The sequence below is a fragment of the Streptomyces sp. NBC_01210 genome, from assembly GCF_036010325.1.
Lineage (GTDB): Bacteria > Actinomycetota > Actinomycetes > Streptomycetales > Streptomycetaceae > Streptomyces.
Map to the genome: position 1 here is coordinate 6,179,045 of NZ_CP108549.1, position 23,866 is coordinate 6,202,910.

The 23,866-nt window shown below is 69.4% G+C and carries 23 protein-coding genes and 2 tRNA genes; 15 read left to right on the top strand and 10 right to left on the bottom strand.

Annotated features, from left to right (window positions below; translation table 11 throughout):
- The first annotated feature begins 14 nt into the window (after window positions 1-14).
- On the top strand, window positions 15-770 hold the full coding sequence (locus OG735_RS28255; protein WP_327325949.1) for an AIM24 family protein: 756 nt from the start codon (window positions 15-17) through the stop codon (window positions 768-770).
- A 93-nt stretch (window positions 771-863) separates the two neighbouring features.
- Here the strand turns inward: OG735_RS28255 and OG735_RS28260 are convergent, their stop codons facing one another.
- Together OG735_RS28260 and OG735_RS28265 are read right to left on the bottom strand one after the other, a co-directional pair.
- A complete protein-coding gene (locus OG735_RS28260; RefSeq protein ID WP_327325950.1) occupies window positions 864-1,412 on the bottom strand; it encodes an NUDIX hydrolase in 549 nt (182 codons plus the stop codon).
- Window positions 1,409-2,854, bottom strand: a complete 1,446-nt coding sequence (locus OG735_RS28265; protein WP_327325951.1) for a zinc-dependent metalloprotease — start codon at window positions 2,852-2,854, stop codon at window positions 1,409-1,411. The genes OG735_RS28260 and OG735_RS28265 overlap by 4 nt, the downstream gene beginning before the upstream one ends.
- Window positions 2,855-3,045: 191 nt before the next feature.
- Here OG735_RS28265 and OG735_RS28270 point away from each other — a divergent pair, with 191 nt between their 5' ends.
- From OG735_RS28270 to OG735_RS28285, 4 genes are all read left to right on the top strand, one after another.
- Window positions 3,046-4,173, top strand: coding sequence for an SDR family oxidoreductase (locus tag OG735_RS28270; RefSeq protein ID WP_327325952.1), 1,128 nt, complete (start codon window positions 3,046-3,048; stop codon window positions 4,171-4,173).
- A 133-nt stretch (window positions 4,174-4,306) separates the two neighbouring features.
- Entirely contained in the window at window positions 4,307-4,768 is a 462-nt protein-coding gene (locus OG735_RS28275) for a molybdenum cofactor biosynthesis protein MoaE (protein ID WP_327325953.1), read from the top strand.
- A gap of 123 nt (window positions 4,769-4,891) precedes the next feature.
- The gene (locus tag OG735_RS28280; protein ID WP_327325954.1) at window positions 4,892-5,062 is read left to right on the top strand and encodes a hypothetical protein; all 171 of its coding nucleotides are present in this window, start codon (window positions 4,892-4,894) and stop codon (window positions 5,060-5,062) included.
- Between the two features lie 99 nt (window positions 5,063-5,161).
- Window positions 5,162-6,250 carry a YlbL family protein gene (locus OG735_RS28285; RefSeq protein WP_327325955.1) on the top strand — a complete coding sequence of 363 codons (1,089 nt, stop codon included), beginning with the start codon at window positions 5,162-5,164 and terminating at the stop codon, window positions 6,248-6,250.
- 204 nt (window positions 6,251-6,454) lie between these two features.
- On the opposite strand, the gene OG735_RS28290 is transcribed toward OG735_RS28285, so the two are convergent.
- A complete protein-coding gene (locus OG735_RS28290; RefSeq protein ID WP_327325956.1) occupies window positions 6,455-7,012 on the bottom strand; it encodes a PPA1309 family protein in 558 nt (185 codons plus the stop codon).
- A 137-nt stretch (window positions 7,013-7,149) separates the two neighbouring features.
- On the opposite strand from OG735_RS28290, the gene OG735_RS28295 reads away from it, so the two are divergent.
- The 4 genes from OG735_RS28295 to OG735_RS28310 all read left to right on the top strand — a co-directional run bounded on the left by OG735_RS28295 (window position 7,150) and on the right by OG735_RS28310 (window position 12,568).
- Complete coding sequence (locus OG735_RS28295; protein ID WP_327328488.1) at window positions 7,150-10,056, top strand: UPF0182 family membrane protein; 2,907 nt, start codon at window positions 7,150-7,152, stop codon at window positions 10,054-10,056.
- Window positions 10,057-10,098: 42 nt separating this feature from the next.
- Window positions 10,099-10,172, top strand: a tRNA-Met gene (locus OG735_RS28300).
- A 203-nt stretch (window positions 10,173-10,375) separates the two neighbouring features.
- Window positions 10,376-12,418: a tetratricopeptide repeat protein gene (locus OG735_RS28305; RefSeq protein ID WP_327325957.1), complete on the top strand. Its 2,043-nt coding sequence runs from the start codon at window positions 10,376-10,378 to the stop codon at window positions 12,416-12,418.
- Between the two features lie 76 nt (window positions 12,419-12,494).
- Window positions 12,495-12,568, top strand: a tRNA-Met gene (locus OG735_RS28310).
- Window positions 12,569-12,782: 214 nt separating this feature from the next.
- On the opposite strand, the gene OG735_RS28315 is transcribed toward OG735_RS28310, so the two are convergent.
- Window positions 12,783-13,199: a Fur family transcriptional regulator gene (locus OG735_RS28315; protein ID WP_327325958.1), complete on the bottom strand. Its 417-nt coding sequence runs from the start codon at window positions 13,197-13,199 to the stop codon at window positions 12,783-12,785.
- Window positions 13,200-13,325: 126 nt separating this feature from the next.
- Between OG735_RS28315 and OG735_RS28320 the strand changes: the two genes are divergently transcribed.
- The gene (locus tag OG735_RS28320) at window positions 13,326-14,795 is read left to right on the top strand and encodes a catalase (protein WP_327325959.1); all 1,470 of its coding nucleotides are present in this window, start codon (window positions 13,326-13,328) and stop codon (window positions 14,793-14,795) included.
- 80 nt (window positions 14,796-14,875) lie between these two features.
- Here OG735_RS28320 and OG735_RS28325 read toward each other — a convergent pair whose 3' ends face one another.
- Both OG735_RS28325 and hisN read right to left on the bottom strand, forming a co-directional pair.
- Window positions 14,876-15,277, bottom strand: coding sequence for a CBS domain-containing protein (locus tag OG735_RS28325; protein WP_327325960.1), 402 nt, complete (start codon window positions 15,275-15,277; stop codon window positions 14,876-14,878).
- 162 nt (window positions 15,278-15,439) lie between these two features.
- Window positions 15,440-16,240, bottom strand: a complete 801-nt coding sequence (gene hisN, locus OG735_RS28330; RefSeq protein ID WP_327325961.1) for a histidinol-phosphatase — start codon at window positions 16,238-16,240, stop codon at window positions 15,440-15,442.
- A gap of 119 nt (window positions 16,241-16,359) precedes the next feature.
- On the opposite strand from hisN, the gene OG735_RS28335 reads away from it, so the two are divergent.
- Entirely contained in the window at window positions 16,360-17,001 is a 642-nt protein-coding gene (locus tag OG735_RS28335) for a TetR/AcrR family transcriptional regulator (RefSeq protein ID WP_327325962.1), read from the top strand.
- On the opposite strand, the gene OG735_RS28340 is transcribed toward OG735_RS28335, so the two are convergent.
- From OG735_RS28340 to OG735_RS28355, 4 genes are all read right to left on the bottom strand, one after another.
- A complete protein-coding gene (locus OG735_RS28340) occupies window positions 16,967-17,290 on the bottom strand; it encodes a DMT family transporter (RefSeq protein ID WP_327325963.1) in 324 nt (107 codons plus the stop codon). The two genes, OG735_RS28335 and OG735_RS28340, sit on opposite strands and share 35 nt — an antisense overlap.
- A gap of 90 nt (window positions 17,291-17,380) precedes the next feature.
- The gene (rsgA, locus tag OG735_RS28345) at window positions 17,381-18,394 is read right to left on the bottom strand and encodes a ribosome small subunit-dependent GTPase A (RefSeq protein WP_327325964.1); all 1,014 of its coding nucleotides are present in this window, start codon (window positions 18,392-18,394) and stop codon (window positions 17,381-17,383) included.
- Between the two features lie 4 nt (window positions 18,395-18,398).
- Window positions 18,399-19,715, bottom strand: a complete 1,317-nt coding sequence (gene aroA, locus OG735_RS28350) for a 3-phosphoshikimate 1-carboxyvinyltransferase (protein ID WP_327325965.1) — start codon at window positions 19,713-19,715, stop codon at window positions 18,399-18,401.
- Window positions 19,716-19,823: 108 nt separating this feature from the next.
- A complete protein-coding gene (locus tag OG735_RS28355) occupies window positions 19,824-20,564 on the bottom strand; it encodes a M50 family metallopeptidase (protein WP_327325966.1) in 741 nt (246 codons plus the stop codon).
- 49 nt (window positions 20,565-20,613) lie between these two features.
- On the opposite strand from OG735_RS28355, the gene OG735_RS28360 reads away from it, so the two are divergent.
- The 4 genes from OG735_RS28360 (at window position 20,614) to rsrA (ending at window position 23,760) form a co-directional block, all read left to right on the top strand.
- Window positions 20,614-21,429: an SOS response-associated peptidase gene (locus OG735_RS28360; RefSeq protein WP_327325967.1), complete on the top strand. Its 816-nt coding sequence runs from the start codon at window positions 20,614-20,616 to the stop codon at window positions 21,427-21,429.
- Window positions 21,430-21,895: 466 nt separating this feature from the next.
- Window positions 21,896-22,543: an alpha/beta hydrolase family protein gene (locus OG735_RS28365; protein WP_327325968.1), complete on the top strand. Its 648-nt coding sequence runs from the start codon at window positions 21,896-21,898 to the stop codon at window positions 22,541-22,543.
- Window positions 22,544-22,777: 234 nt separating this feature from the next.
- Entirely contained in the window at window positions 22,778-23,443 is a 666-nt protein-coding gene (locus OG735_RS28370) for a sigma-70 family RNA polymerase sigma factor (RefSeq protein ID WP_327325969.1), read from the top strand.
- Entirely contained in the window at window positions 23,440-23,760 is a 321-nt protein-coding gene (gene rsrA, locus OG735_RS28375; protein ID WP_327325970.1) for a mycothiol system anti-sigma-R factor, read from the top strand. The genes OG735_RS28370 and rsrA overlap by 4 nt, the downstream gene beginning before the upstream one ends.
- Window positions 23,761-23,866 lie beyond the last annotated feature (106 nt).

Here is a 23,866-nt window from a genome sequence, read left to right on the forward strand (position 1 = left end):
GAGGAGTACACATCATGCAGAGTCCGCTCTTCAGCTACACCGAACAGCAGTCCCAGGACCGGTACATCGTGCAGAACCCGCAGCTGCTGCGGGTCTCGCTCACCGGCCATGACGACGTCCTCGCCCGCAAGGGCGCCATGGTCGCGTACCAGGGCCTGATGGACTTCGACGGCGAGTACCAGTCGAACAACCAGCGGCGAGCCCGTGCCAACACCGGTGAGGGCCTGGACCTGATGCGCTGCTCCGGGCAGGGCACGGTCTACCTTGCCAACCTCGCTCAGTACATCCATGTCGTGGACGTCGACCAGGACGGCATGACGGTCGACAGCGCCTATGTCCTGGCGCTCGACTCCACGCTGCACACCGAGGTCATCGCGGTGGACAGTCAGTACGGCATCTCCGGCTCCGGGAAGTACCAGCTCAATATCTCCGGCCGGGGCAAGGTCGCGCTGATGACCTCGGGCCAGCCGCTGATGATGCAGGTCACGCCGGACAAGTACGTCAATGTGGATGCCGACGCGATCGTCGCCTGGTCCTCCGCGCTGCGGGTGCAGATGCAGGCGCAGACACACTCCTCCGGCGTACGGCGGAGGCGCGGCAACACCGGCGAGGGCTGGGAGCTCAGCTTCCTCGGCCAGGGCTTCGCGCTGGTGCAGCCCAGTGAGGTCATGCCGCCGCAGAGTGCGGAGATCGGACAGGGCCTGCGCGCCCAGTACGGCATGGGCCAGCAAGGGGCCCACGCCCAGAACCAGAACAACGCCTGGAACTGACACGCACCAGGCACACAGGTAAGGGGCAGCCTCGAAAGAGGCCGCCCCTTACTCATGCCCCCTTACTCATGCCCGCTTACTCAAGCCTCGTGCTCATGCCTCGTACTCATGAACTGCTCGCGACAGCGTCGCGCGGGTACGCTCAAGCAGCCGTACGACCGACTCGTCGGTCACACCCGCCACCTCGTCGTACGTGAACCAGCGCAGATCCAGTGACTCCTCGCTGATCTCCTCGACCGCCCCGGCCGGAGCCAGCGCCGCGTACTGCACATCGAGATGCCAGTGGCAGGGCGCCGGAATCGCATGCCGGTCCAGCCGCACAGGACCACCGGGCAGCAGGGTCAGCCCCTGGATCCCGGACTCCTCCGTGGCTTCGCGCAGCGCGGCCAGAGCCAGTGTCGCGTCATCCGGTTCGCAGTGGCCGCCCATCTGCAGCCACATGCCGAGCTTCTTGTGCAGCGTCAGCAGCACCCGGCCGCGCTCCGCGTCGATCACCAGCGCGCTCGCCGTGACATGCCCGGCCTCGCAGGCCTTCCACATTCCGTCCGGGTGCGCCGCCAGATGGTCCAGATAGACCTGCCGCAGCTCCTCCTGGTCCTCATAGCTCTTCAGTACGAGTACGGCGTCGTCGTGCAGGCTCACTGGTCCTTGTCGCCCTCGTCGTCCTTGGTGCTCTTCTCGACGTCGTCCTTGTCGAGATTCGGCTTGCTGCCGCCGCCCGCGGCCTCACCGAGCATCTTGTCCAGCTCCGAGAAGTCGAGCTGCTCACGGTGAACGAAGCCGTCCGGATCGTCCAGGTCGGTGGCCGTCGGCAGCATGTCAGGGTGCTCCCACAGCCCGTCGCGCCCGTCCACGCCCCGTGCGTCGGTGAGCGAGGCCCACAGCCGCGAGGCGTCCCGGAGTCGGCGCGGACGCAGCTGAAGACCGATCAGCGTTGCGAATGTCTGCTCGGCGGGACCGCCGGAGGCCCGGCGCCTGCGCAGCGTCTCGCGCAGGGCGTCCGCCGACGTCAGACGGGTCGAGGCCGCCTCGTGCACCACCGCGTCGACCCAGCCCTCGACCAGCGCGAGCGCGGTCTCCAGACGGGCCAGCGCCGCCTTCTGCTCCGCGGTGTCCTCCGGCTGGAACATGCCCTGCTGGAGAGCGTCCTGCAGCTGCTCGGGATGCGCCGGGTCGAACTGGCCGACCACGTCCTCCAGCTTGCTCGTGTCGACCTTGATCCCGCGTGCGTACCCCTCGACCGCGCCGAACAGATGCGAGCGCAGCCACGGCACATGGGCGAAGAGCCGCTGGTGGGCGGCCTCGCGCAGGGCCAGATACAGCCGCACCTCTTCCTTCGGCACGCCGAGGTCCTTGCCGAACACCTCGATGTTCAACGGCAGCAGCGCGGCCTTGCCGGCCGGGCCGAGCGGCAGGCCGATATCGGTCGAGCCGACCACCTCGCCCGCGAGCACACCGACGGCCTGCCCGATCTGCTGGCCGAACATCGCGCCGCCCATGGAGCGCATCATTCCGATCAGCGGGCCCGCCATCGCCTGCATCTCCTCGGGCAGCACATCACCCATGGCCAGGCCGACACGCTCGGCGACCGGGTCGACGAGCTGCTGCCACGCCGGGAGCGTCGCCTCGACCCACTCGGCACGGCTCCACGCCACGGCGGTGTTCGCACCGGAGGGCAGCGAGGTCGCTCCGTCCAGCCACAGGTCGGCGAGCCGCAGGGCCTCCTCGACCGCGGTGCGCTCGGCCGGGCCCACGCTCTCGTCCTTGGTGCCGTCCGGTGTGCCCTGCGAGACCGTCTGACGCGCGATCTGCTTGGCCATGTCCCAGTTCACGGGACCGCCCTCGTAGCTCAGCATCTGGCCGAGCTGCTGGAAGGCCGCGCCCAGGTCGTTCGGGTTCAGCGAACCGAACATCGCGGCGAACGGATTGTCCCCGCCGCCCTCACCGGTACCGAACCCGAAAGGATTGGGCGGGAACTGCCCGCCGGAGCCCTGGCCACCTCCGGCGGGATCCTTCTTCTTGCCCTCGTCGCCGTTCTCCGGCTCCTCCGGCGGAAGGCCGAATCCGAATGGGGTGTCACTCACGGGTTTCCTCGGCTCGTAGGGCCGCCGGCTTCCTGCCGGCGGCGACTGCCCGACAACACCACCCAGCGTAGACATCCGGGCCGCATATGGGCTCGGTGCTCCGCCGACTCTTGGCCTGCGGCAGGATGGACGCCACCTGGTACGGACGCGTCATTCGCGTACGTACTGAAGACAACCGCTGGAGACGCCTGGTGAGTTCCCCAGATCCGCAGGTTCGCGCAGCGCGAAACCACTCAACCCCGGCCTCGGGCCGCGGGTCCAACGGCCGTGGTCCCGTCGTCGCGGTCACCGGCGCCGCCTCGGGCGTCGGCGATCTGCTTGTCCGGCGGCTGGCCGCTTCCGAGGAGATCAAGCAGGTCGTCGCCATCGACGAGCGTCGGGGCGAGGTCCCCGAGGCGCAGTGGCACATCCTCGACGTACGTGACCCGGCCATCGCGGAGAAGCTGCGCGGCGCCGACGTGGTGGTGCACCTGGCCCTCGATCTCGACCTGGAGACCGACTCGGCCGCCCGTACGGCGTACAACGTGCGCGGTACACAGACCGTCCTGACCGCCGCCGCGGCGGCCGGCGTCCACCGGGTCGTCCTGTGCACCTCGGCGATGGTCTACGGGGCGCTGCCCGACAACTACATCCCGCTCTCCGAGGACGCGGAGCTGCGCGCCACCGCCGAGGCCACGGGGGTCGGCGACCTGCTGGAGATCGAGCGCCTGGGCCGCCGGGCACCCCGCGCCCACCCCGGGCTCAACGTCACGGTGGTAAGACCCGCCGTCCTGGTGGGCGGTACTGACACCGCGCTCACCCGCTACTTCGAGTCGCCGCGCCTGCTCGTGGTCGCCGGATCGCGTCCCACCTGGCAGTTCTGCCATGTCGAGGACCTGGTGAGCGCGCTCGAGTACGCGGCACTGGAGAAGGTCGACGGGGAGCTCGCGGTCGGCTGCGACGGCTGGCTGGAGCAGGAGGAGGTCGAGGAGCTCAGCGGCATCCGCCGGATGGAGCTGCCCTCGGCGGTCGCCCTGGGTGCCGCGGCCCGGCTCCACCGGATCGGCCTGACCCCGTCCCCGGCGGGGGACCTGGCGTACACCATGCACCCCTGGGTGGTCAGCGTGAGTCGGCTCCACGACGCGGGCTGGCGACCTGAGTGGACCAACGAGGAGGTCCTGGCCGCGCTGCTGGAGGAGGTGGAGGGCCGCCACACCGTCGCGGGCCGCCGACTGGGCCGCAAGGACGCCACGGCGGCGGGTGCGGCGGGTGCGACGGTCGCGCTGCTCGGCACGGCGGCCCTGGTGCGGCGTGCCCGTAAGGCCCGGCGCCGTATCTAACCACCTGCGAGCCGCCTGTGAACCACCCGCGAGCCGCCTGCGGGCCGTCTGTAGGAGGCTCCAAGGCGGCGCGCCCCCGACCGGTCGAAAGAGCTATTCCGCGTTGTCAGTGCGGTGCGGCACGATGGAAGGCATGGCAAGCACGTACGACCACCCCGGCGAGCAAGCGGCGGACGACCCCATCCGGCTGCTGGCGATCCGCGACACCCCGCTCTCCGTCGACGAGGTCTTCGCGGCCGTCGGCGACGACGCGACGGGCGGCACCGCGCTGTTCGTCGGCACCGTGCGCAACCACGACAGTGGCGCCGATGTCGACACCCTTGGGTACTCCTGCCATCCCACGGCCGAGGCCGAGATGCGCCGGATCGCGGAGAAGGTCGCGGTGGAATTCCCCGTTCGGGCGCTCGCCGCCGTCCACCGTGTGGGTGACTTGGAGGTCGGAGATCTGGCGGTCGTGGTCGCCGTGTCATGTCCTCATCGCGGGGAGGCCTTCGAGGCCTGCAGGAAGCTGATCGACGACCTCAAGCACGAGGTGCCGATCTGGAAGCACCAGAAGTTCTCCGACGGTACGGAGGAGTGGGTCGGGGCCTGCTGAAACCCGGACGGAGCTCAAGCACCCCGATTTGCGTAACCGCCCCCCTGCCATGAGCGTTGGACTGGCAGATGGCTAATCTGCTGATCACTCAGTTGGGTTTGCTCATGGGGTAGGGAGGTCGTGATGGCAGCACTCGCTTGGTTGCTGATTCCGCTTTTCGCTGCCGTCGGTGCTGCGATATGGGGAAGCTGGGCTTCACGGAACCGGACGACCGGGGATGTGGCCGAGCTTGCCGGATATGCGCGGTTTCGCGACGCGATGGAGAAAACAGACTCCGGTTCTGATGCCGCATGACCCGCATGACCCGGCCGCCGACCGTACGCAGTTGCCAAGTCGCCACGTACGGACCGGCCCCGACGGTGGTCTGACAGACCCGTCCCGTACTGTCGTTCCATGCCACGCCGCACCGCGACGATGCTCGCCTCCACCCTCATTTTCATTGCGCTGCTCTGCGCAGGGGTGTTCATCCCAGTGCCGTACTCGGAGCTGTCGCCCGGGCCGACGGTGAACACCCTGGGCGCGGCCGGTGGAGAGCCGGTGCTGCAGATCTCCGGCCGCAAGACATACCCGACCTCCGGTCACCTCAACATGACCACGGTCAGGGTCACCGGTGCGGACTACAAGATGAACGTCGTCGAGGCGGTCTACGGCTGGCTGGCCCATGACAACGTGGTGGTGCCGCACGACACGCTCTACCCGGACGGGAAGACGGAAGAGCAGTCCACGCAGGAGAACGCCGAGGAATTCACCCAGTCGCAGGAGAGCGCGAAGGTTGCCGCGCTGGAGCAGCTGAAGATCCCGGTGAAGTCGCGGGTCGTGGTCTCCACGGTGCTCAAGAACACGCCTTCGGAGAACCGGCTGCACGCGGGTGACGTCATCCGGGCCGTGGACGGCACGCCGGTGAAGGAGCCGGCCGACGTCGCCAAGCTGGTCGTGAAGCACAAGCCGGGCGAGGACGTCGTCTTCACGATCGTGCCGACGAAGGATGCGGCCGCGGCGGAGAAGGCCGGGAAGGAGCCCCGGACCACCGAGAAGGTCACGATCACCACGGTGAAGTCGGCCAAGGGCGACCGGGCGATCGTCGGCATCCAGGCCGGGACCGACCACACGTTCCCGTTCACCGTCAACATCAACCTGGCGGATGTGGGCGGCCCGAGTGCGGGCCTGATGTTCGCCCTCGGCATCGTCGACAAGCTCACGCCGCAGGATCTGACGGGCGGGAAGTTCGTCGCGGGCACGGGGACGATCGACGACAAGGGCAAGGTCGGGCCGATCGGCGGCATCGAGATGAAACTGGTCGGCGCGCGGAACGCCGGGGCGGAGTACTTCTTGACGCCCGGTGACAACTGCGCGGCGGCGGCGTCGGACATCCCTGACGGACTGACGCTGGTGAAGGTGAACACGATCGCCGATGCGACGACGTCGCTGCAGAAGATCAAGTCGGGGAACACGGCGGGGCTGCCGGCCTGCGCGGCGAGCTGAGGCCGGGGGCGCTTCGTCCGGACGCCCCTTCCCGAACCTGCCCCGCCCCTTCCCGAAGCTGGGGGAAGCCCCCCCCCCTGAGCCCCTGAGCGCGCGTGCTGCGCCCAGCTCCCGGCCCTGACCCGCGGTCGGCCCTGCCTCTACAGCAGACCGCCGTACCCGATCCCTCACGATCCGGTACGGCGGTGCCATCAACTGTCGTCGTTATGCCTCGAACGTCGCCGCAAGCGCCTCCGCCAGGCCCGGCACCAGGTCCGAGCCCGTCAGGACCTCCGTCGGGGAGTCCTTTTCGCGCAGACGTACCGCCGACTCGCGGGAGCCGTCGCGCAGGACCGCCACTGTCATGCGGACCTCCTGTCGGTTCGGGTGGGCGGCGACCCACTTGGTGAGGGCCGCTTCGTCGAGGCCGTCCGGGACGGAGGACTCCGCGGACGGTGGGAGCATCAGGCGCTCCACCGTCAGCGCGCAGCCGGCCACGGCCTCCGGCCAGGCGATCGTGGCGAGAAACTCGTCCAGCGCCTTCCCGGCGGGGATTTCGTCCTGCTCGATCGGGGTGAGCGGCGCAGCCGCCTCGTCGCCGTCGAGGCCGAGCTGGGCCGCGAGGCCCGGCTCCTGGGAGCGCAGGTGGGCGGTGTCGACGAGTGCGAAGAGCCTGGCCGGCTGGTCCCAGCCGAGCCCTGATGCGTACTCGTCGATTTCGAGCACGGCGCGGGTGAGCGGGCTCGCGGCCATCGGGGGGCCGGAAGAGGAAACGTTGGACATGGCCAATATCCTGCCTCCTTCCGGGCCCGAGACGGGAACTAGGTAAAGCCTTAGTAAGTTGCATCAGTGGGCTCTACGATCGCGGGGCCCGTTTTCACACGACCGCGAACTTCGAGGTGCGCACGTTGGCTTTCCAGATGCCGGACCGCGGCGGAGGCCCGACCGGGCCACGGATCAGAGTGGGCCGGCCGTCCCGGCGTGTCCGCACCCTGCTCATGACACTGGGCGTGCTGGCCGTGCTGGCCATGGCTTTCGTCATGTTCGCCGGGTTCTGGACCGACTGGCTCTGGTACCGCTCGGTCAACTACTCCTCCGTCTTCACCACCACCCTGTGGACCAAGATCGGGCTGTTCGCGGTCTTCGGGCTGCTGATGGCCACAGCCGTCGGCGTGAACATCTGGCTCGCGCACCGGCTGCGGCCGCCGCTGAGCGCCATGTCGCTGGAGCAGCAGAGTCTTGACCGCTACCGGATGGGCATTGCCCCGTACAAGAAGTGGGTGCTCCTCGCGATCACCGCTCTCGTCGGGCTGATCGCCGGAGCCTCCGCCACCGGTCAGTGGCGCACCTGGCTGATGTGGGTCAATGGCGTCTCCTTCGGCCAGAAGGACCCGCAGTTCCAGATGGACGTGTCGTTCTACGCGTTCGATCTGCCCTGGTACCGGTTCATGCTCGGCTTCGGCTTCGCGGCCGCCGTGCTCTCGCTGATCGCCGCCGCGCTGACCCACTATCTGTACGGCGGACTGCGCATCACCAGCCCCGGCGCGCGGGCGACGGGCGCGGCCACCGGTCACCTCTCGGTGCTGCTCGGTGTCTTCGTCTCGCTCAAGGCCGTCGCGTACTGGCTCGACCGGTACGGCCTTGCGGTGAAGTCCAGCGACTTCAAGGCCACCGGCAACTGGACGGGTCTGCGCTACGTCGACGCCAACGCCTACCTCCCGGCGAAGACGATCCTCTTCTGCATCGCGGTCATCTGCGCCCTGCTCTTCTTCGCGACGCTCTGGCGCCGGACTTGGCAGCTGCCGGTGATCGGCTTCGGGTTGATGGTCCTGTCGGCGATCCTCATCGGCGGCCTCTACCCGGCGATCGTGCAGAAGTTCCAGGTCCAGCCGAACGAGCAGGCCAAGGAAAGCCCGTACATCAAGAAGAACATCGAGGCCACGCGGCACGCGTACGGAATCGACAACGCCAACCCGGAGGACTACTCCGGCAAGGGCGATCCCAAGCGGAAGGCCCAGCAGCGCGCCGATGCCCCCACGGCGGCCAGCTACCGCCTGGTCGACTCGAACGTCGTCTCGCCCGCCTTCCAGCAGCTCCAGCAGGAGCGCAAGTACTACCAGTTCCCCGCGACTCTGGACGTCGACCGGTACCCCGGAACCGACGGCAAGCCGCAGGACACGGTCATCGGTCTGCGTGAGCTCAACATCAAGGGCATCCAGAAGCGCAACTGGATCAACGACCACTTCACGTACACCCACGGCTACGGCGCGATCGCGGCCAAGGGCACGAACACCATCACGGACCCGGACAAGGGCACCGTGGGCTCGCCCGACTTCACCGAGTCCGGGCTGCCGACCAGCGGCCAGCTCGGCAAGTACGAGCAGCGGATCTACTACGGCGAGAAGACCGAGCAGTACTCCATCGTCGGTGGCCCGCAGAAGGAGCTCGACTACGAGAAGAACGGCGAGGAGACCACCAGTTACAAGGGCAAGGGCGGGGTCAGCCTCTCCAACCCGCTGAATCGCGCCGCGTACGCCGTCGCCTTCAGCGAGCCGCAGATCCTCTACTCGGGAGCAGTCGGCGAGGGTTCGCGGATTCTCTACAACCGCACGCCCAAGGAGCGCGTCGAGGCGGTCGCGCCCTGGCTGACCATTGACGGCGACGCCTACCCGGCGGTCGTCGACCACCGTATCCAGTGGATCGTCGACGCGTACACCACGACCAACGGCTATCCCTACGCCTCCCGTACGACGCTGGGGGACACCACCGCCGACTCGCTGACCACCAATCAGCGTGCGGTCGTCGCGCAGCAGAACCAGGTCAACTACATCCGCAACTCGGTGAAGGCCACCGTCGACGCGTACGACGGCACGGTCAACCTGTACCAGTGGGACACCAAGGACCCGGTGCTGAAGACCTGGATGAAGGCGTTCCCCGGCACGGTGAAGGCGAAGGACAAGATCTCGCCCGACCTCAAGGCCCATCTGCGGTACCCGCAGGACATGTTCAAGGTGCAGCGCGAGCTGCTCACCCGGTACCACGTCACCGAGCCCGAGCAGTTCTACAGCGGCAGTGACGCGTGGCAGGTTCCGGACGACCCGACGAACAAGGACACCAGCGCCGTTCCGCCGTACTACCTGAGCCTCAAGATGCCCGGGGACAAGGCGCAGAAGTTCTCTCTGACGACGACGTTCACGCCGGCCGGACGCCCCAATCTGGGTGCGTTCATGGCGGTCGACGCCGATGCCAACAGCGACAAGTACGGCACGATACGGCTGTTGAGAGTCACCGAGACGGTGCAGGGTCCACAACAGGTGCAGAGTGAGCTCAACGGTGTGCCGGAGGTCGCGACCTTCGTCAGGGACCTCAGGGGCACGGACTCCGACATCGAGTACGGCAACCTGCTGACGGTGCCGCTGGACGGCGGTTTCCTCTACATCGAGCCGGTGTACGCACGAGGCGGCAGCGCGAACTATCCGCTGCTGAAGAAGGTCGCTGTCGCCTACGGCGGAGGCAAACCGGTCTTCAAGGACAGCCTCACGGAGGCGCTCAACGCGGTCTTCGAGCAGAACGTCGCCGAGCCACCGACGACGACACCGCCACCGGGCGACACCACAAAGCCGCCGCCGGCGACCGGTGACGCCGCGTTGAAGGCCGCCATCGCGGACGCCCAGAAGGCGTACGACGATGCCCAGGCGGCACTCGACAAGAAGCCGACGGACTGGGAGGCGTACGGCAAGGCGCAGGCTGCCCTGCAGGACGCGCTGGAGCGAGCCGCGGCGGCTCAGAGCAAGCCCAGTCCGGCGACCACCCCCAAGGGCAGCTGAGCAGGGGCCATCCCGCGTCGTGGTACGGTTGCAACACAACGACGCGGGGTGGAGCAGCTCGGTAGCTCGCTGGGCTCATAACCCAGAGGTCGCAGGTTCAAATCCTGTCCCCGCTACTGAAGAAGAACAGGGCCCGAATCCTTTGAGGATTCGGGCCCTGTTCGTGCGTATGTGCTGCCGGTGAGAAGTGTGTGCCGCGCGGGGCGAGTTGGGCTTGAGCGTGTTTGACTTGTCCATCTGTGGGCATGTCGACAAAACGCTGAAGTGACCTCACTGGCTGCGGTATACCAGGTGTACGCGGGTTGCGGGTGGTGCGACGATGGAATTTATGGGGGACAGGGCAACTCTGTTGAAGACAGGGCGGTTTGTGCAGCGGCATGCCGGAGACGTGGCAGACGCGATCGGGGCGGGCGACGCTGTTGACAACGTTGACACTGCCGGTGGCGGTGAAGGCGTCGACTCCGTTTCCGTGGAGACCGCGGGAAGCGAGGCGCGCCACCGGCGTGCCGCCGACGGCGGCGACACCGCGTCGATGAGCGTGCTCGGCGCGCTGCTGCTGCGCCGCGGCGACCTCGACGGTGCCGAGCCCTACCTGCGTGGCGCGACCGCCGACGGCGACCGCGCGGCCGCCAACAATCTCGGTGTCCTCCTCCACCAGCGTGGGTACGCCGACGAGGCGGCCGGGTGGTGGCGTATCGCGGCCGTCGCAGGTTCCGCGGCGGCGGCGCACGCCCTGGGGCGACACTTCCGTGAGCGCGGCGACGAGCCCGCCGCGGAGTACTGGCTGCGCCAGTCCGCCGAACAGGGCCACGCGCTGGGCGCGTACGCCCTTGCCGATCTTCTGGAGCACCGCAGCGACGCGGGCGCCGAGCACTGGCTGCGCGCGGCGGCCGAGCAGGGGCACCGCGAGGCGGCGTACCGGCTGGCCCGCGTGCTGGAGCGGATGGCGGCGGAGGAGGCTCGCGAGGGCGGGGACGTGGGCCTGCGGATGGGGCGCGCGGGAGCGACCGGCTCGGTCGATCAGGGCGTCGTGAAGCCTGTCGGTACGGGCGCGGTTCGTGCAGGGCGTGCGGGGGAGGCCGGCTCGGTCGGGCAGGACGACGTGAAGGACGACGGCCTGGCTGCGGGCGGCGGCGATGACGTCGAGCTGTCCATGCTCGACGAGGCCGTGCAGTGGTACCGGCAGGCCGCCGCTCGCGGGCACCGGCGGGCCGCACTGCACCTCGGCGCGATCCTCGAGAAGCGTGGCGAGTTCAAGGAGGCCGGTCGCTGGTACCTCACCTCCGCCAAGGACGGAGAGGCCCGCGCAGCCTGCGCGCTCGGGTTTCTGCTCCGGGACGCGGGCGACGAGGAGAGCGCCGCCGTCTGGTGGCTGCGTGCCGCGCAGGACGGTGACGGCAACGCCGCCAACGCCCTCGGCGCGCTGCATGCCGCCCGCGGGGAGCAGCAGACCGCCGAGCGCTGGTACCGCGCCGCCATGGACGCGGGTGACGTCAACGGCGCGTACAACCTCGGGCTGCTCTGCGCCGCCCAGGACCGTACGCCGCAGGCCGAGCAGTGGTACCGCCGTGCCGCTTACGCAGGGCACCGTGAGGCCGCCAACGCGCTCGCCGTACTGCTTCTGCAGGCCGGCGACGCGACCGGTGCCGAGCCCTGGTTCTCCAAGGCCGCCGAGGCCGGCAGCGTCGACGCGGCGTTCAATCTGGGCATCCTCTACGTCGGCCGTGACGACGACCGTACGGCTCTGACCTGGTACGAGAGGGCAGCCGCAGCCGGCCACACCGAGGCCGCGCTGCAGGTAGGCATCGCGCTGCTCAGGGACGGTGACGAGCAGGCCGCCGAGCGCCATCTGCGCTGCGCGGCGGGCGGCGGCAGCGCCGAGGCCGCCTTCCGTCTCGCCACCGTGCTCGATTCCCGCCAGCCGCCTCCCGGGCCGCCCGCGCTCGGCGAGGCGACGGCGGAGAAGAGCGAGTGCGAGGAGTGGTACGAGCGGGCCGCCGAGCAGGGGCACCGCCGTGCCCAGGTGCGGGTCGGCATGCTGGCCGCCGCCCGTGGCGACATGGTGGACGCCGCCCGCTGGTACCGGGAGGCGGCGGAGGCAGGCAGCCGTAACGGTGCCTTCAACCTCGGGCTGCTTCTCGCCCGCGAGGGCAATGAGCGCGAGGCGGCCCTGTGGTGGTGCCGCGCGGCCCGTGCGGGGCACGGCAGGGCCGCGCTGCGCCTGGCGCTGCTCGCCGCCCGCAGGGGTGAGCTGACCGAGGGCCAGCGGTGGTGCGCACGAGCCGTCGAGCTGGGTCCCGCCGAGGTGGCGGAGAGGGCCGCGCGGCTGCGCGAGGCGCTGCACCAGGAGCTCACGGCGTAGCGCTGCGGGCTCATGGCGTACCGATGACTATCGATTTGCGCTGGTCGGCGGGGTGACGTAATGTTGTGTTCACCGACGCGGGGTGGAGCAGCTCGGTAGCTCGCTGGGCTCATAACCCAGAGGTCGCAGGTTCAAATCCTGTCCCCGCTACTGACAGACAAAGGCCCGGATCCATCAGGATCCGGGCCTTTTTCGTAGCCGCATGCCGGTCAGGCCGGTCAGGTGGGCCGGGCCGGTCCTGGCGGGCCGGGCGGTGAAGGCCTTCTCCGCGGCTGCGGAACGATTGCCGGCGGACCACGACGAAGGGCCCGGCACGAAGGGCCCGGCACCTCTCGGGTGCCGGGCCCTTCGTGAGGAATGTGTGTCAGGCGGCCGCGCAGTTCGGGCACGTGCCCCGGTACGTCACCTCGACGCCCGAGATCGTGAAGCCGAAGCGCTCAGCGTCCGGGAGATCGGCCAGCGGGTTGCCCACGGGGTGAACGTCGCGGATCGCGCCGCACTGGGCGCAGACCAGGTGCTGGTGCGGCCGGTGCGCGTTCGGGTCGTACCGCTTGGCGCGGCGGTCGGTCGACACCTCGATGACTTCGCCGAGGCTCACCAGCTCACCCAGCGTGTTGTAGACGGTCGCCCGGGAGATCTCGGGGAGCCTCGTCACGGCACGCGCGTGCACCTCGTCGGCCGTCAGGTGGACGTGGTCGCCGTCGAGGACCTCTGCCACGACACGCCGCTGTGCCGTCATGCGCCAGCCGCGTCCGCGAAGTCGTTCCAACAGGTCACTCATAAGGACAAGCCTAACAGTGAAGGGAACCAGGTTCCGAACAGGTGTGAGTTTGGATGTTTCCTTGACTTAGACAAAGTCCATTGTAGGATCGGGACCGGCATACGCCAAGGGACAGGACTGTCAGGTATGACGCAGGAGGCGCACGTGACGCAGGGACCGCTCACCACAGAGGCCGGCGCACCGGTCGCCGACAATCAGAACAGCGAGACCGCGGGCGTCGGCGGACCGGTTCTGGTTCAGGACCAGGTGCTGCTCGAGAAGCTCGCGCACTTCAACCGTGAGCGCATCCCGGAGCGCATCGTGCACGCGCGCGGCGCCGGTGCGTACGGCACCTTCACGCTGACCCGAGACGTCTCGCAGTGGACGCGCGCGAAGTTCCTCTCCGAGGTCGGCAAGCAGACCGAGACGTTCCTGCGCTTCTCCACGGTCGCGGGCAACCTCGGCTCGGCGGACGCGGTGCGTGACCCTCGCGGTTTCGCGCTGAAGTTCTACACCGAAGAGGGCAACTACGACCTCGTCGGCAACAACACCCCGGTGTTCTTCATCAAGGACGCCATCAAGTTCCCGGACTTCATCCACACCCAGAAGCGCGACCCGTACACCGGCTCGCAGGAAGCCGACAACGTGTGGGACTTCTGGGGCCTCAGCCCGGAGTCGACGCACCAGGTGACCTGGCTCTTCGGTGACCGCGGTATCCCGGCGACGCTGCGGCACATGAACGGCTACGGCTCGCACACGTACCAGTGGAACAACGAGGCCGGCGAGGTCTTCTGGGTCAAGTACCACTTCAAGACCGACCAGGGCATCAAGAACCTCACCACGGACGAGGCCAACCGCCTCTCCGGTGTGGACCCGGACTCCCATCAGCGCGACCTGCGTGAGTCCATCGAGCGCGGCGACTTCCCGTCCTGGACCGTGCAGGTGCAGATCATGCCGGCGGCCGAGGCGGCGAACTACCGCTTCAACCCGTTCGACCTGACCAAGGTCTGGCCGCACGAGGACTACCCGCCGATCGAGATCGGCAAGCTGGAGCTCAACCGCAACCCGGAGAACATCTTCGCCGAGGTCGAGCAGTCGATCTTCAGCCCCGCGCACTTCGTGCCGGGCATCGGTCCGTCCCCGGACAAGATGCTCCAGGGCCGTCTCTTCGCGTACGGCGACGCCCACCGCTACCGCGTCGGCATCAACGCCGACCACCTGCCGGTGAACCGCCCGCACGCCACCGAGGCGCGCACCAACAGCCGTGACGGCTTCCTGTACGACGGCCGCCACAAGGGCGCCAAGAACTACGAGCCGAACAGCTTCGGCGGCCCCTTCCAGACGGACAAGCCGCTGTGGCAGTCGACCGCCGTCGCCGGTGGCACCGGCACCCACGAGGCCCCCAGCCACACCGAGGACAGCGACTTCGTGCAGGCGGGCAACCTCTACCGGCTGATGTCCGAGGACGAGAAGGGCCGTCTGATCGAGAACCTCGCAGGGTTCATCTCGAAGGTGTCGCGCGACGACATCGCCGAGCGCGCGGTCAACAACTTCCGCCAGGCGGACGGTGACTTCGGCAAGCGGCTCGAAGCCGCGGTCCAGGCCCTTCGCGGCTGACGGACGCTTGTCGTGGTGCAGAGGGCCGGATCCCTGTCCAGGGGGTCCGGCCCTCTCGTATGCGCTGATCCGTGTGTGCCCTAACCCGTCAGGATCGCCGGGTGCCGCCTGACCGGGGCCCAGCAACGGATGATGTCGCGTACCGAGACGATGCCTACGGGCCCGTCCTTGTCGAGCACGATCAGATGCCGGAAGCCGCCGTGCGTCATGGCCTCGGCGGCCTCCTCCAGGGTCCAGGACGGCGCGGCGAAGACGACGTCGGTGGTGGTGTGGGTACTGGCGGTCTCCAGATCGGGGTCCTGCCCCGCGCCCACCGAGTTCAGAATGTCGCGCTCGGTCAGAATGCCGAGGCCGCCGGCATCGGTGTCGAGGACTACGGCGGCGCCGATACGGCGCGCGGCCATCAGGCCGGCCGCCTGGCGGAGTGTGTGTGTGGGTCCGATGGTGAGGACCACCGTGCTCATGGCGTCACGGACGAGCATGGATGGAGCCACCTCCTTGGTGGATCGGTTGTTCGGGAACCGATTCACAAGTTCACAAGTGGGGGGACTCCTAGAGTCGCAGTCCTGCGGGGCGGCAGCAAGGGGGCGCGCACCGCGGCCTGGGCGGCGCGCGGAAGCTCATGGAAAAGGTGTATGTACCCGTCAGTACCGCTGGTTGAGATAGCCCAGCAGTTCCTCGTGGAGCAGGCCGTTGGACGCGGCTGCGTTGCCGCTGTGCGGGCCCGGGCGCCCGTCGAGGCCGGTGAAGGATCCGCCCGCCTCCTGCACGACGATCGCCGTAGCCGCCATGTCCCACAGTGAGAGCTCCGGCTCGGCGCAGATGTCCACCGAACCCTCGGCGACCATCATGTACGGCCAGAAGTCGCCGTAACCACGGGTGCGCCAGCAGGCCCGGGTCAGATCCATGAACCCGTCGAGCCGCCCCTGCTCCTCCCAGCCGGTGATCGAGGAGAACGCGAACGAGGCGTCCGCGATCCGGCCGACCTTGGAGACCTGCAGCCGGCTCGCGGAGGTCAGACTGCGCCCGGTGTAGGCGCCGCGGCCCTGAGCGGCCCACCAGCGGCGGCCCAGCGCCGGGGCGGACACCACGCCCACGACGGGCTGGTAGCCGCCCTCGCCCTGCACCATCAGCGAGATCAGCGTTGCCCAGACCGGCACACCGCGTACGTAGTTCTTGGTGCCGTCGATCGGGTCGATGACCCAGCGGCGCGGGCCCGTTCCCTCGATGCCGTACTCCTCGCCGAGGATCGCGTCACGCGGCCGTGCCCGCTGGAGCTGTCCGCGGATCAGCTCCTCCGCCGCCTTGTCGGCCTCGCTCACCGGTGTCATGTCCGGCTTGGTCTCCACCTTGAGGTCCATGGCCTTGAACCGGTCCATGGTGGCGGCGTCGGCGGCGTCCGCGAGGACATGGGCGAGACGCAGATCATCGTGGTAGTCGGGCATGGTCGTCACTCTATCGGGGCTTCCCGAGCCCCTCCCGGGTCCCTGTCTGCCGGGGCTATTGACAGTGGGGGGCCGCACGTCAACCCTGAGCCCAGTGCCGCTTGGCCTGGGAGGCGACGATGCCTACAGCGCGAGAGTCCCTACTGAACGCCGCTCTCGCGGCGCTCGCAGACCTGCCCTGGGCAGCGGTACGGATGGTGGACGTCGCATCCGCCGCCGGGGTCTCGCGGCAGACCCTCTACAACGAGTTCGGCAGCAAGGACGGCCTCGCCCGCGCACTGGTGCGGCGCGAGGCCGACCAGTACCTCCATGGAGTGGAACGGATGCTGGCCGAGTGGACCGGGGCTGCGGACCGGCTGGTGGCGGTCGCCGAGTGGACCGTCGGCGAGGCCCGAGCGAGGCCGCTGCTGAGGGCCCTGCTCACCGGCTGCTGGGGCGAACGGCTGCCGGTGCCGAAGCCGGCCCGACGCGACGCCGCGATGTCCGGAGTGCCGGCCCAGCGGCGTGCGGACGCGGGGCTGCCGGCCCCGGCCGAGCTGGTCGCGTCGGTACGGGACCGCTCGCTCGCCGCACTGGGCAGGGGCCGGCAGGACAGCCGTACGAGGGAGGAGTCGGCCTATCTGGCGCACCGCTGTGAGCTGACGGTGCGGCTCGCGCTCTCGTATGTGATCGCGCCGGTCGGTGAGGGGGTCGGTCTGCTGGTGCGTACGGCCGTCGGCGGGGCCGTCAGTGGGCCGAGCCCGAGAGCTGCAGGCCCATGACGCCGATGATCACCAGCATGATGGAGATGATCTTGAGCGTGGAGACCACATCGTCGAGGAAGACCATTCCGTAGATCGCGGTGCCTGCCGCGCCGATGCCCGTCCACACCGCGTACGCGGGACCCACATCGAGCTTCTTCAAGGCGAGCGTCAGCAGGCCGAAGCTGCCGAGCGCGAAACTGGCGAAGGCGACCGTCGGCCAGAGCCTGGTGAAACCGTGCGAGAGCTTGAGGCAGACCGCGAAGCCCGTTTCCAGGAATCCGGCGACCACCACCAGCAGCCACGCCATGGCTGTGCCTCCCGCGTCGGTCGGTGACTGCTTAGTCGCACTCGGTGCGATTATGCACTTACCGGCATCGGCAGCCGGCAAACGTGCGCGTCAGTCGCCTTCGCGTCGTTCCCGCGTGGCGAGCAGCCGCCGCAGCGAGTAGAGCCGCGCCGGATCGGCGTGCCCCTCGGCCACCCACTCGTCCAGCGCGCACTCCGGCTCGTCATGACTGCAGGCGCGCGGACAGCCCTCCGTACCCGGTACGAGATCGGGGAAGGCGAGGATCACCCGGGACGGATCGACATGGTGCAGACCGAAGGAGCGCACGCCCGGGGTGTCGATCACCCAGCCGCCGTCCGCGTCCGCGAGCGGGAGGGCGAGTGCGGAGGTGGTGGTGTGCCGGCCGCGTCCGGTGACCGCGTTGACAAGGCCGGTGCTCCGCCGGCGTTCCTTCGGTACGAGGGCGTTGACCAGGGTCGTCTTGCCGACGCCGGAGTGGCCGACGAAGGCGGTGGTCCGGCCTTTGAGGTGCTCATGGACCCGCTCGGCTGCGACGCCGTCCACGAACTCGTCGCGGGTGGTGACCACATGGGGAACGCCGAGCGCTCCGTACATCTCCAGCAGCTCGTCCGGCGAGGCCAGATCCGACTTGGTCAGTACGAGCAGCGGGGTCAGCCCGCCGTCGTACGCGGCGACGAGGCAGCGGTCGATCAGCCGGGGGCGCGGCTCGGGGTCGGCCAGCGCCGTCACGATCGCCAGCTGGTCGGCGTTGGCGACGACCACGCGCTCGAACGGATCGTCGTCGTCCGCCGTGCGCCGCAGCACCGACTTGCGCGGCTCGATACGCACGATGCGCGCGAGGGTGTCCTTCTCGCCGGAGAGGTCCCCGACGATGCCGACCCGGTCGCCGACCACCGCGGCCTTGCGGCCCAGTTCGCGGGCCTTCATCGCCATGACGACCCGGTCGTCGACGAGGCAGGTGAGCCGGCCCCGGTCCACGGTGAGGACCATGCCCTCGATCGCGTCCTCGTGCTTGGGGCGGATATTGGTCCGCGGGCGGTTGCCCTTGCGGTTGGGGCGGACGCGGATGTCGTCCTCGTCGGGGTTCTTGCCGTAGCGGCGCATGTCCTCAGGCCCCGAGCATTCCGGCCCACATCTGCGGGAAGTCGGGGAGTGTCTTGGCGGTTGTCGCGACGTTCTCGATCTGTACGCCGTCGACCGCGAGGCCGATGATCGCGCCGGCCGTGGCCATCCGGTGGTCCTCGTACGTATGGAAGACGCCGCCGTGCAGCGGGCGCGGGCGGATGTGGAGGCCGTCCTCGGTCTCGGTGACGTCGCCGCCGAGTTCGTTGATCTCCTTGGTGAGGGCCGCGAGGCGGTCCGTCTCATGGAGGCGCAGATGGGCGACGCCGCGCAGCGTGGAGGGGGAGTCGGCGAGCGCCGCGACCGCCGCGATGCCCGGGGACAGCTCACCGACCTCACCGAGGTCGACGTCGATGCCGTGGATACGGCCGCTGCCGGTGAAGACCAGACCGCCGTCGGTCAGCTCGCAGGAGCCGCCCATCTCGGTGAAGATCTCGCGCAGCGCGTCACCTGGCTGGGTGGTGCGCTCGGGCCAGTCGGGGATGGTGACCCGGCCGCCGGTGACCAGCGCGGCCGCCAGGAACGGCTGGGCGTTGGAGAGGTCGGGCTCGACGGTGAGATCGCGGCCGAGCAGGGCGGACGGGGAGACCCGCCAGACATTGGGCTCGCCGCCGGTCTCCGGCTCGTCGACCTGGGCGCCGACGGCGCGGAGCATGTCGACGGTCATCCGGATGTGCGGCATGGAAGGGAGCTTGCCGCCGATGTGGCGTACCTCCACGCCCTGGTTGAAGCGCGGGGCGGAGAGCAGCAGCGCGGAGACGAACTGGGAGGACGAGGAGGCGTCGATCTCCACCGGGCCGCCGTCCAGCGCGCCGCCGCCGTAGACGGTCATGGGGAGCGCGCCCCGGCCGTCGTCGTCGATACGGGCGCCGAGGACGCGCAGCGCGTCGATCACGCCGCCGAGCGGGCGTTCGTAGGAACGGGGGTCTCCGTCGAAGCGGACCGGGCCGTCGGCGAGCGCGGCGACGGGAGGCAGGAAGCGCATCACCGTACCGGCGTTGCCGACGTCGACCGTGGCAGGGCCGTGCAGGCCGGACGGGATGACGCGCCAGGTCTCACCCCCGCCGTCGGGGCCCACGCCCTCCTCGATGCCGACGCCGAGAGCGCGCAGTGCCTCGGCCATCAGGAAGCTGTCGCGGGAGCGGAGCGGGCGGCGCAGCCAGCCGGGTTCGGCGGCGAGCGCGGCAAGCACCATGGCCCGGTTGGTGACCGATTTCGATCCGGGCACGGTGACCGTCGCTTCGACGGCTCCGGTCGCATAGGGGGCGGGCCAGAGGGCAGGGTGCACGGAGCTTTCGGTCATGGCCATCACTTTAGTGGCTCGACGGAGAGCCGGATCTTGATCAAATGCTCCGAAATCGGGGCGTAATCAAGGGGTGATAGAGGGCTCTCCGGGGGCTTTGGCCGACGGTCAGAGGCCCAGCAGCCAGCGGCCGCCGCCGATCAGCGAACAGATCGACACCGCGTGGAAGAGGAACAACCACATCGCGGCCGGCACATGGGTCAGCCGGGAGAGTTGGTCGGCGTCCGAGTCCGGGGCTCCACCGTGGCGGCGCTTGGACTGCAGCTCGAAGGCCGGGCGTACGCCACCGAGCAGCAGGAACCAGACGGCGAGATAGGCGAAGACGGACTGTACGCCGGGTTCTGTCAGCCAGGAGATGAGCAGGAAGGCGGCACCCGTGAGGATTACGGTGAGTGCGCCGTACGCATTGCGGATCATCACCAGCATCGCGATGAGCAGGGCGGTGGCCAGCCAGAGGAGCAGCGTGATGTGGTGCGCGGCGAGCAGGTAGGCACCGCCGAGGCCGAGCAGCGGCGGAGCGGTGTAGCCGGCGGCGGCGGTCAGGATCATGCCGATCCCGGTCGGCTTTCCGGCGCTGACGGTGAGGCCGCTGGTGTCGGAGTGCAGCCTGATGCCGTCGAGGCGGCGGCCGGTGAGCAGGGCGACGAGGCCGTGGCCGCCTTCGTGGGCGATGGTGATCGCGTTGCGGGAGAGCCGCCAGAGGGAGTGGGGCACGACGGCGGCGAGGGCGACCAGGCCGGTGACGATGACGAGCCACTCGGCGGGGACGGGCTGGGTGCCAAAGACGCGGTCCCAGAGGTCGCCTATCGCGGCGCTGCTGAGGCTGGTGGCGGGATCGGTGCTGGCCATTTCTCGGGCGGCTCCTCGGGAGGCGGGCGGGAGTGGCAGTGTGGCACTCATGTGCGGACGGTATGCAGCGAGTCGTAGACCCGAGGATCTCGCAGGACTCTTCGAGGTCGAGAAGTGGGAGCCGGAGGAGACGCTGGCGCCCGACTGGAACGTGGCCCCCACGAAGGAGGTCTACGCGATTCTCGAACGCCCTGTTAAGGACGCTGAAGACCGTCGGCCGGTTCGCCAGCTGCGGGGCCTGAAGTGGGGGCTCGTGCCGTCGTGGGCGAAGTCGCCGGAGGGCGGCGCGCGGATGATCAACGCGCGGGCGGAGACGGTGCACGAGAAGCCGTCGTTCCGCAGGCCGTTCGTGTCCCGGCGCTGCATTCTGCCGGCGGACGGCTATTACGAGTGGGTGACCGGGGCGGGGGAGCGGGAGCTGGAGGTCGAGGGGAAGAAGAAGCGGCCGCGGAAGCAGCCGTACTTCGTGACGCCGTCGGACGGGTCGGTGTTCGCGATGGCCGGCCTGTACGAGTTCTGGCGTGATCGCACGCTGCCGGACGATCATCCGCAGGCGTGGTGGGTGACCTGCTCGGTGATCACGACGGAGGCGGAGACGGGACCGCTGGGAGTGGCCCCGGCGGAGGGCCCGCGGTCGCTCTCGGACATCCACCCGCGCATGCCGCTGATGCTGATGCCGGACCGGTGGGACGCGTGGCTGGACCCGTCCAGGACGGATGTGGAGGAGCTGCGTGGGCTGCTGGAGCCGCCGCCGGGTGGGCTGATGAGGGCGTATCCGGTGACGACGGCGGTCAGCAATGTCCGGAACAACGGGCCGGAGCTGCTGGAGGAGCTGTCGGGGCCGGAAGTGGGCACGCTGTTCTGACCGGGGGGTGGTACTCCCCAGCCCCGCCCCTTCCCGATACCGGAGGCAAGCCCCCGGACCCCCGGGGCGCGGGACGGCGGGGCGCGGGACGGCGAGGCGCGGGACGGCGGGGCCCGGGGCCCCGCACCTCGGCGAGCGGCAGCTGCACGCCGCGGGGCCTGGCGGCGGGTTTGTCCTGCGGGCGCGTCCCCAGGGACCGGCGTCTTCGTGCCGCGCGTCCGGCGGCAGGTCGTCGACCCCGGCCCCGGGCTCGTACGCCGCAGAGTTCGCGGTCGCGGCAGCAGCGCGCCCGGACGGCCGCCGGGCGGTGTCCACCGAGCGCTCGCTCTTGGCCATGGCCGCCAGGCGTGCGGCGCGCTACGACACCACCCTCGCTCCCCCGCAGCGAGGAGCTGCTGCCGTTCGAGGGAGCCGCAGCGGTACCCGTACCCCCACCACACAACCCCCGCGCCCCGGCAGCGGCAGGATGGGGCTTGTGAGTCGGATCGAGATCATTGAGACAGCCGCCGGGGACGCCCGCGTCACCTGGTACCCGGCCGAGCGGGCGCGGCTTGTGCTGGCGCTCAGTCACGGGGCCGGGGGTGGCATCGAGGCGCGGGATCTGCAGGGGATTGCCGGTGTCCTGCCCCAGGAGCGGATCACGGTCGCGCTCGTCGAGCAGCCGTGGCGGGTGGCGGGGAAGAAGCTCGCGCCCGCGCCCAAGACGCTCGACGTCGGGTGGCGCGGGGTCTGGCCCGCGCTGCAGAAGCCTGGGTTGCCCGTCGTCGCCGGTGGGCGCAGTGCCGGGGCGCGGGTCGCCTGCCGGACCGCCCAGGAGCTCGGCGCCGTCGGCGTGCTCGCGTTGAGTTTTCCGCTGCATCCGCCCGGCAGGCCCGAGAAGTCCCGCGCCGACGAGCTCCTCGGCGCCGGGGTGCCGACCCTCGTCGTACAGGGCGGGAATGATCCCTTCGGCAAGCCCGGAGAGTTCCCCGAGGGGGGGTACGAGCTTGTGGAAGTCCCGTACGGGGATCACGGGTTCGGCGTGCCCAAGAGGGCGGGGATGGCCGAGGCCGAGGTGGTGGGCATCATCACGGATGCGGTCGCCGGCTGGGCCCGCGGACTCCGGGAATGCTGAGCGTACGGGCACTGTTGTGGCGGATGTCGGAGAAACAGAGCATGGTGCATTGAGTAGGGAGTCCGTCGCATGGGTTCGACCATCTGCCCGAGCCGCTCGCACGCCGCTGACCTGGAGTGGACGGTGCTTTCCGCGGCGAAGACCGCCCCTGTTCGGGCGGCGGACGGAGCGGATCGTCGTCTATCCTCCGATTCGAGCGGGTCGGCATTCGGCCTCGCCACATCGTTGGAGGAGGTGGGTCCGGTCACTGGGACCGACGCAGGGACCGACGACGGCCAGGCGGAGCAGTCCGAGGAGACGACCGCCGAGCGCAATTCCCGCTTCGAGCGGGACGCCCTCGGGTACCTCGACCAGATGTACTCGGCCGCGCTGCGCATGACGCGCAATCCGGCCGATGCCGAAGACCTGGTGCAGGAGACGTTTGCCAAGGCGTACGGATCCTTCCACCAGTTCCGTGAGGGCACGAACCTCAAGGCGTGGCTGTACCGGATTCTCACGAACACCTTCATCAACTCCTACCGCAAGAAGCAGCGCGAGCCCCAGCGCAGCGCCGCGGAGGAGATCGAGGACTGGCAGCTCGCGCGCGCCGAGTCGCACATGTCGACCGGGCTGCGTTCCGCCGAGTCGCAGGCCCTCGACCATCTGCCGGACTCGGACGTCAAGGCGGCTCTCCAGGCGATCCCCGAAGAGTTCCGCATGGCGGTCTACCTCGCCGACGTAGAGGGCTTTGCGTACAAGGAGATCGCGGACATCATGGGAACACCCATCGGCACAGTGATGTCCAGGCTGCACCGTGGCCGCCGTCAACTGCGCGGCATGCTGGAGGACTACGCCCGCGAGCGCGGGCTCGTCCCGGCCGGTGCAGGAGAGTCGAACGAAGCGAAAGGCTCAGGCTCATGAGCTGCGGAGAGCCGCACGAGACGGACTGCTCAGAGGTCCTGGACCATCTCTATGAGTTTCTCGACCACGAGATGCCCGACAGCGACTGCACCAAGTTCGAGGTGCACTTCGAGGAGTGCTCCCCGTGCCTGGAGAAGTACGGGCTCGAGCAGGCCGTGAAGAAGCTGGTGAAGCGTTGCTGCGGACATGACGACGTGCCCAGCGATCTGCGGGCCAAGGTCATGGGACGCATCGATCTGATCCGGTCCGGGCAGGCCGTGCCCGACCACGATGTGACGGTCTCCGGCGCCGAGCTGCCGAGCATCGCGCAGGAGTAGGCGCACTCGTACATACGAACAGGGTGTGTCGCGGTTGTCGCGACGCACCCTGTTCGTATGTCACCCGTAGGTGCGAATCGCAGGCTTCCGGCCGCCGTACACCCCT

Coding starts and splice junctions, on each gene's coding strand:
- OG735_RS28255 (WP_327325949.1), top strand. CDS start 15: ATGCAGAGTCCGCTCTTCAGCTACACCGAACAGCAGTCCCAGGACCGG.
- OG735_RS28275 (WP_327325953.1), top strand. CDS start 4,307: ATGGCAAGCACGTACGACCACCCCGGCGAGCAAGCGGCGGACGACCCC.
- OG735_RS28280 (WP_327325954.1), top strand. CDS start 4,892: ATGGCAGCACTCGCTTGGTTGCTGATTCCGCTTTTCGCTGCCGTCGGT.
- OG735_RS28285 (WP_327325955.1), top strand. CDS start 5,162: ATGCCACGCCGCACCGCGACGATGCTCGCCTCCACCCTCATTTTCATT.
- OG735_RS28290 (WP_327325956.1), bottom strand. CDS start 7,012: ATGTCCAACGTTTCCTCTTCCGGCCCCCCGATGGCCGCGAGCCCGCTC.
- OG735_RS28295 (WP_327328488.1), top strand. CDS start 7,150: ATGCCGGACCGCGGCGGAGGCCCGACCGGGCCACGGATCAGAGTGGGC.
- OG735_RS28305 (WP_327325957.1), top strand. CDS start 10,376: ATGGAATTTATGGGGGACAGGGCAACTCTGTTGAAGACAGGGCGGTTT.
- OG735_RS28315 (WP_327325958.1), bottom strand. CDS start 13,199: ATGAGTGACCTGTTGGAACGACTTCGCGGACGCGGCTGGCGCATGACG.
- OG735_RS28320 (WP_327325959.1), top strand. CDS start 13,326: ATGACGCAGGAGGCGCACGTGACGCAGGGACCGCTCACCACAGAGGCC.
- OG735_RS28325 (WP_327325960.1), bottom strand. CDS start 15,277: ATGCTCGTCCGTGACGCCATGAGCACGGTGGTCCTCACCATCGGACCC.
- hisN (WP_327325961.1), bottom strand. CDS start 16,240: ATGCCCGACTACCACGATGATCTGCGTCTCGCCCATGTCCTCGCGGAC.
- OG735_RS28335 (WP_327325962.1), top strand. CDS start 16,360: ATGCCTACAGCGCGAGAGTCCCTACTGAACGCCGCTCTCGCGGCGCTC.
- OG735_RS28340 (WP_327325963.1), bottom strand. CDS start 17,290: ATGGCGTGGCTGCTGGTGGTGGTCGCCGGATTCCTGGAAACGGGCTTC.
- rsgA (WP_327325964.1), bottom strand. CDS start 18,394: ATGCGCCGCTACGGCAAGAACCCCGACGAGGACGACATCCGCGTCCGC.
- aroA (WP_327325965.1), bottom strand. CDS start 19,715: ATGACCGAAAGCTCCGTGCACCCTGCCCTCTGGCCCGCCCCCTATGCG.
- OG735_RS28355 (WP_327325966.1), bottom strand. CDS start 20,564: ATGGCCAGCACCGATCCCGCCACCAGCCTCAGCAGCGCCGCGATAGGC.
- OG735_RS28360 (WP_327325967.1), top strand. CDS start 20,614: ATGTGCGGACGGTATGCAGCGAGTCGTAGACCCGAGGATCTCGCAGGA.
- OG735_RS28365 (WP_327325968.1), top strand. CDS start 21,896: ATGGGGCTTGTGAGTCGGATCGAGATCATTGAGACAGCCGCCGGGGAC.
- rsrA (WP_327325970.1), top strand. CDS start 23,440: ATGAGCTGCGGAGAGCCGCACGAGACGGACTGCTCAGAGGTCCTGGAC.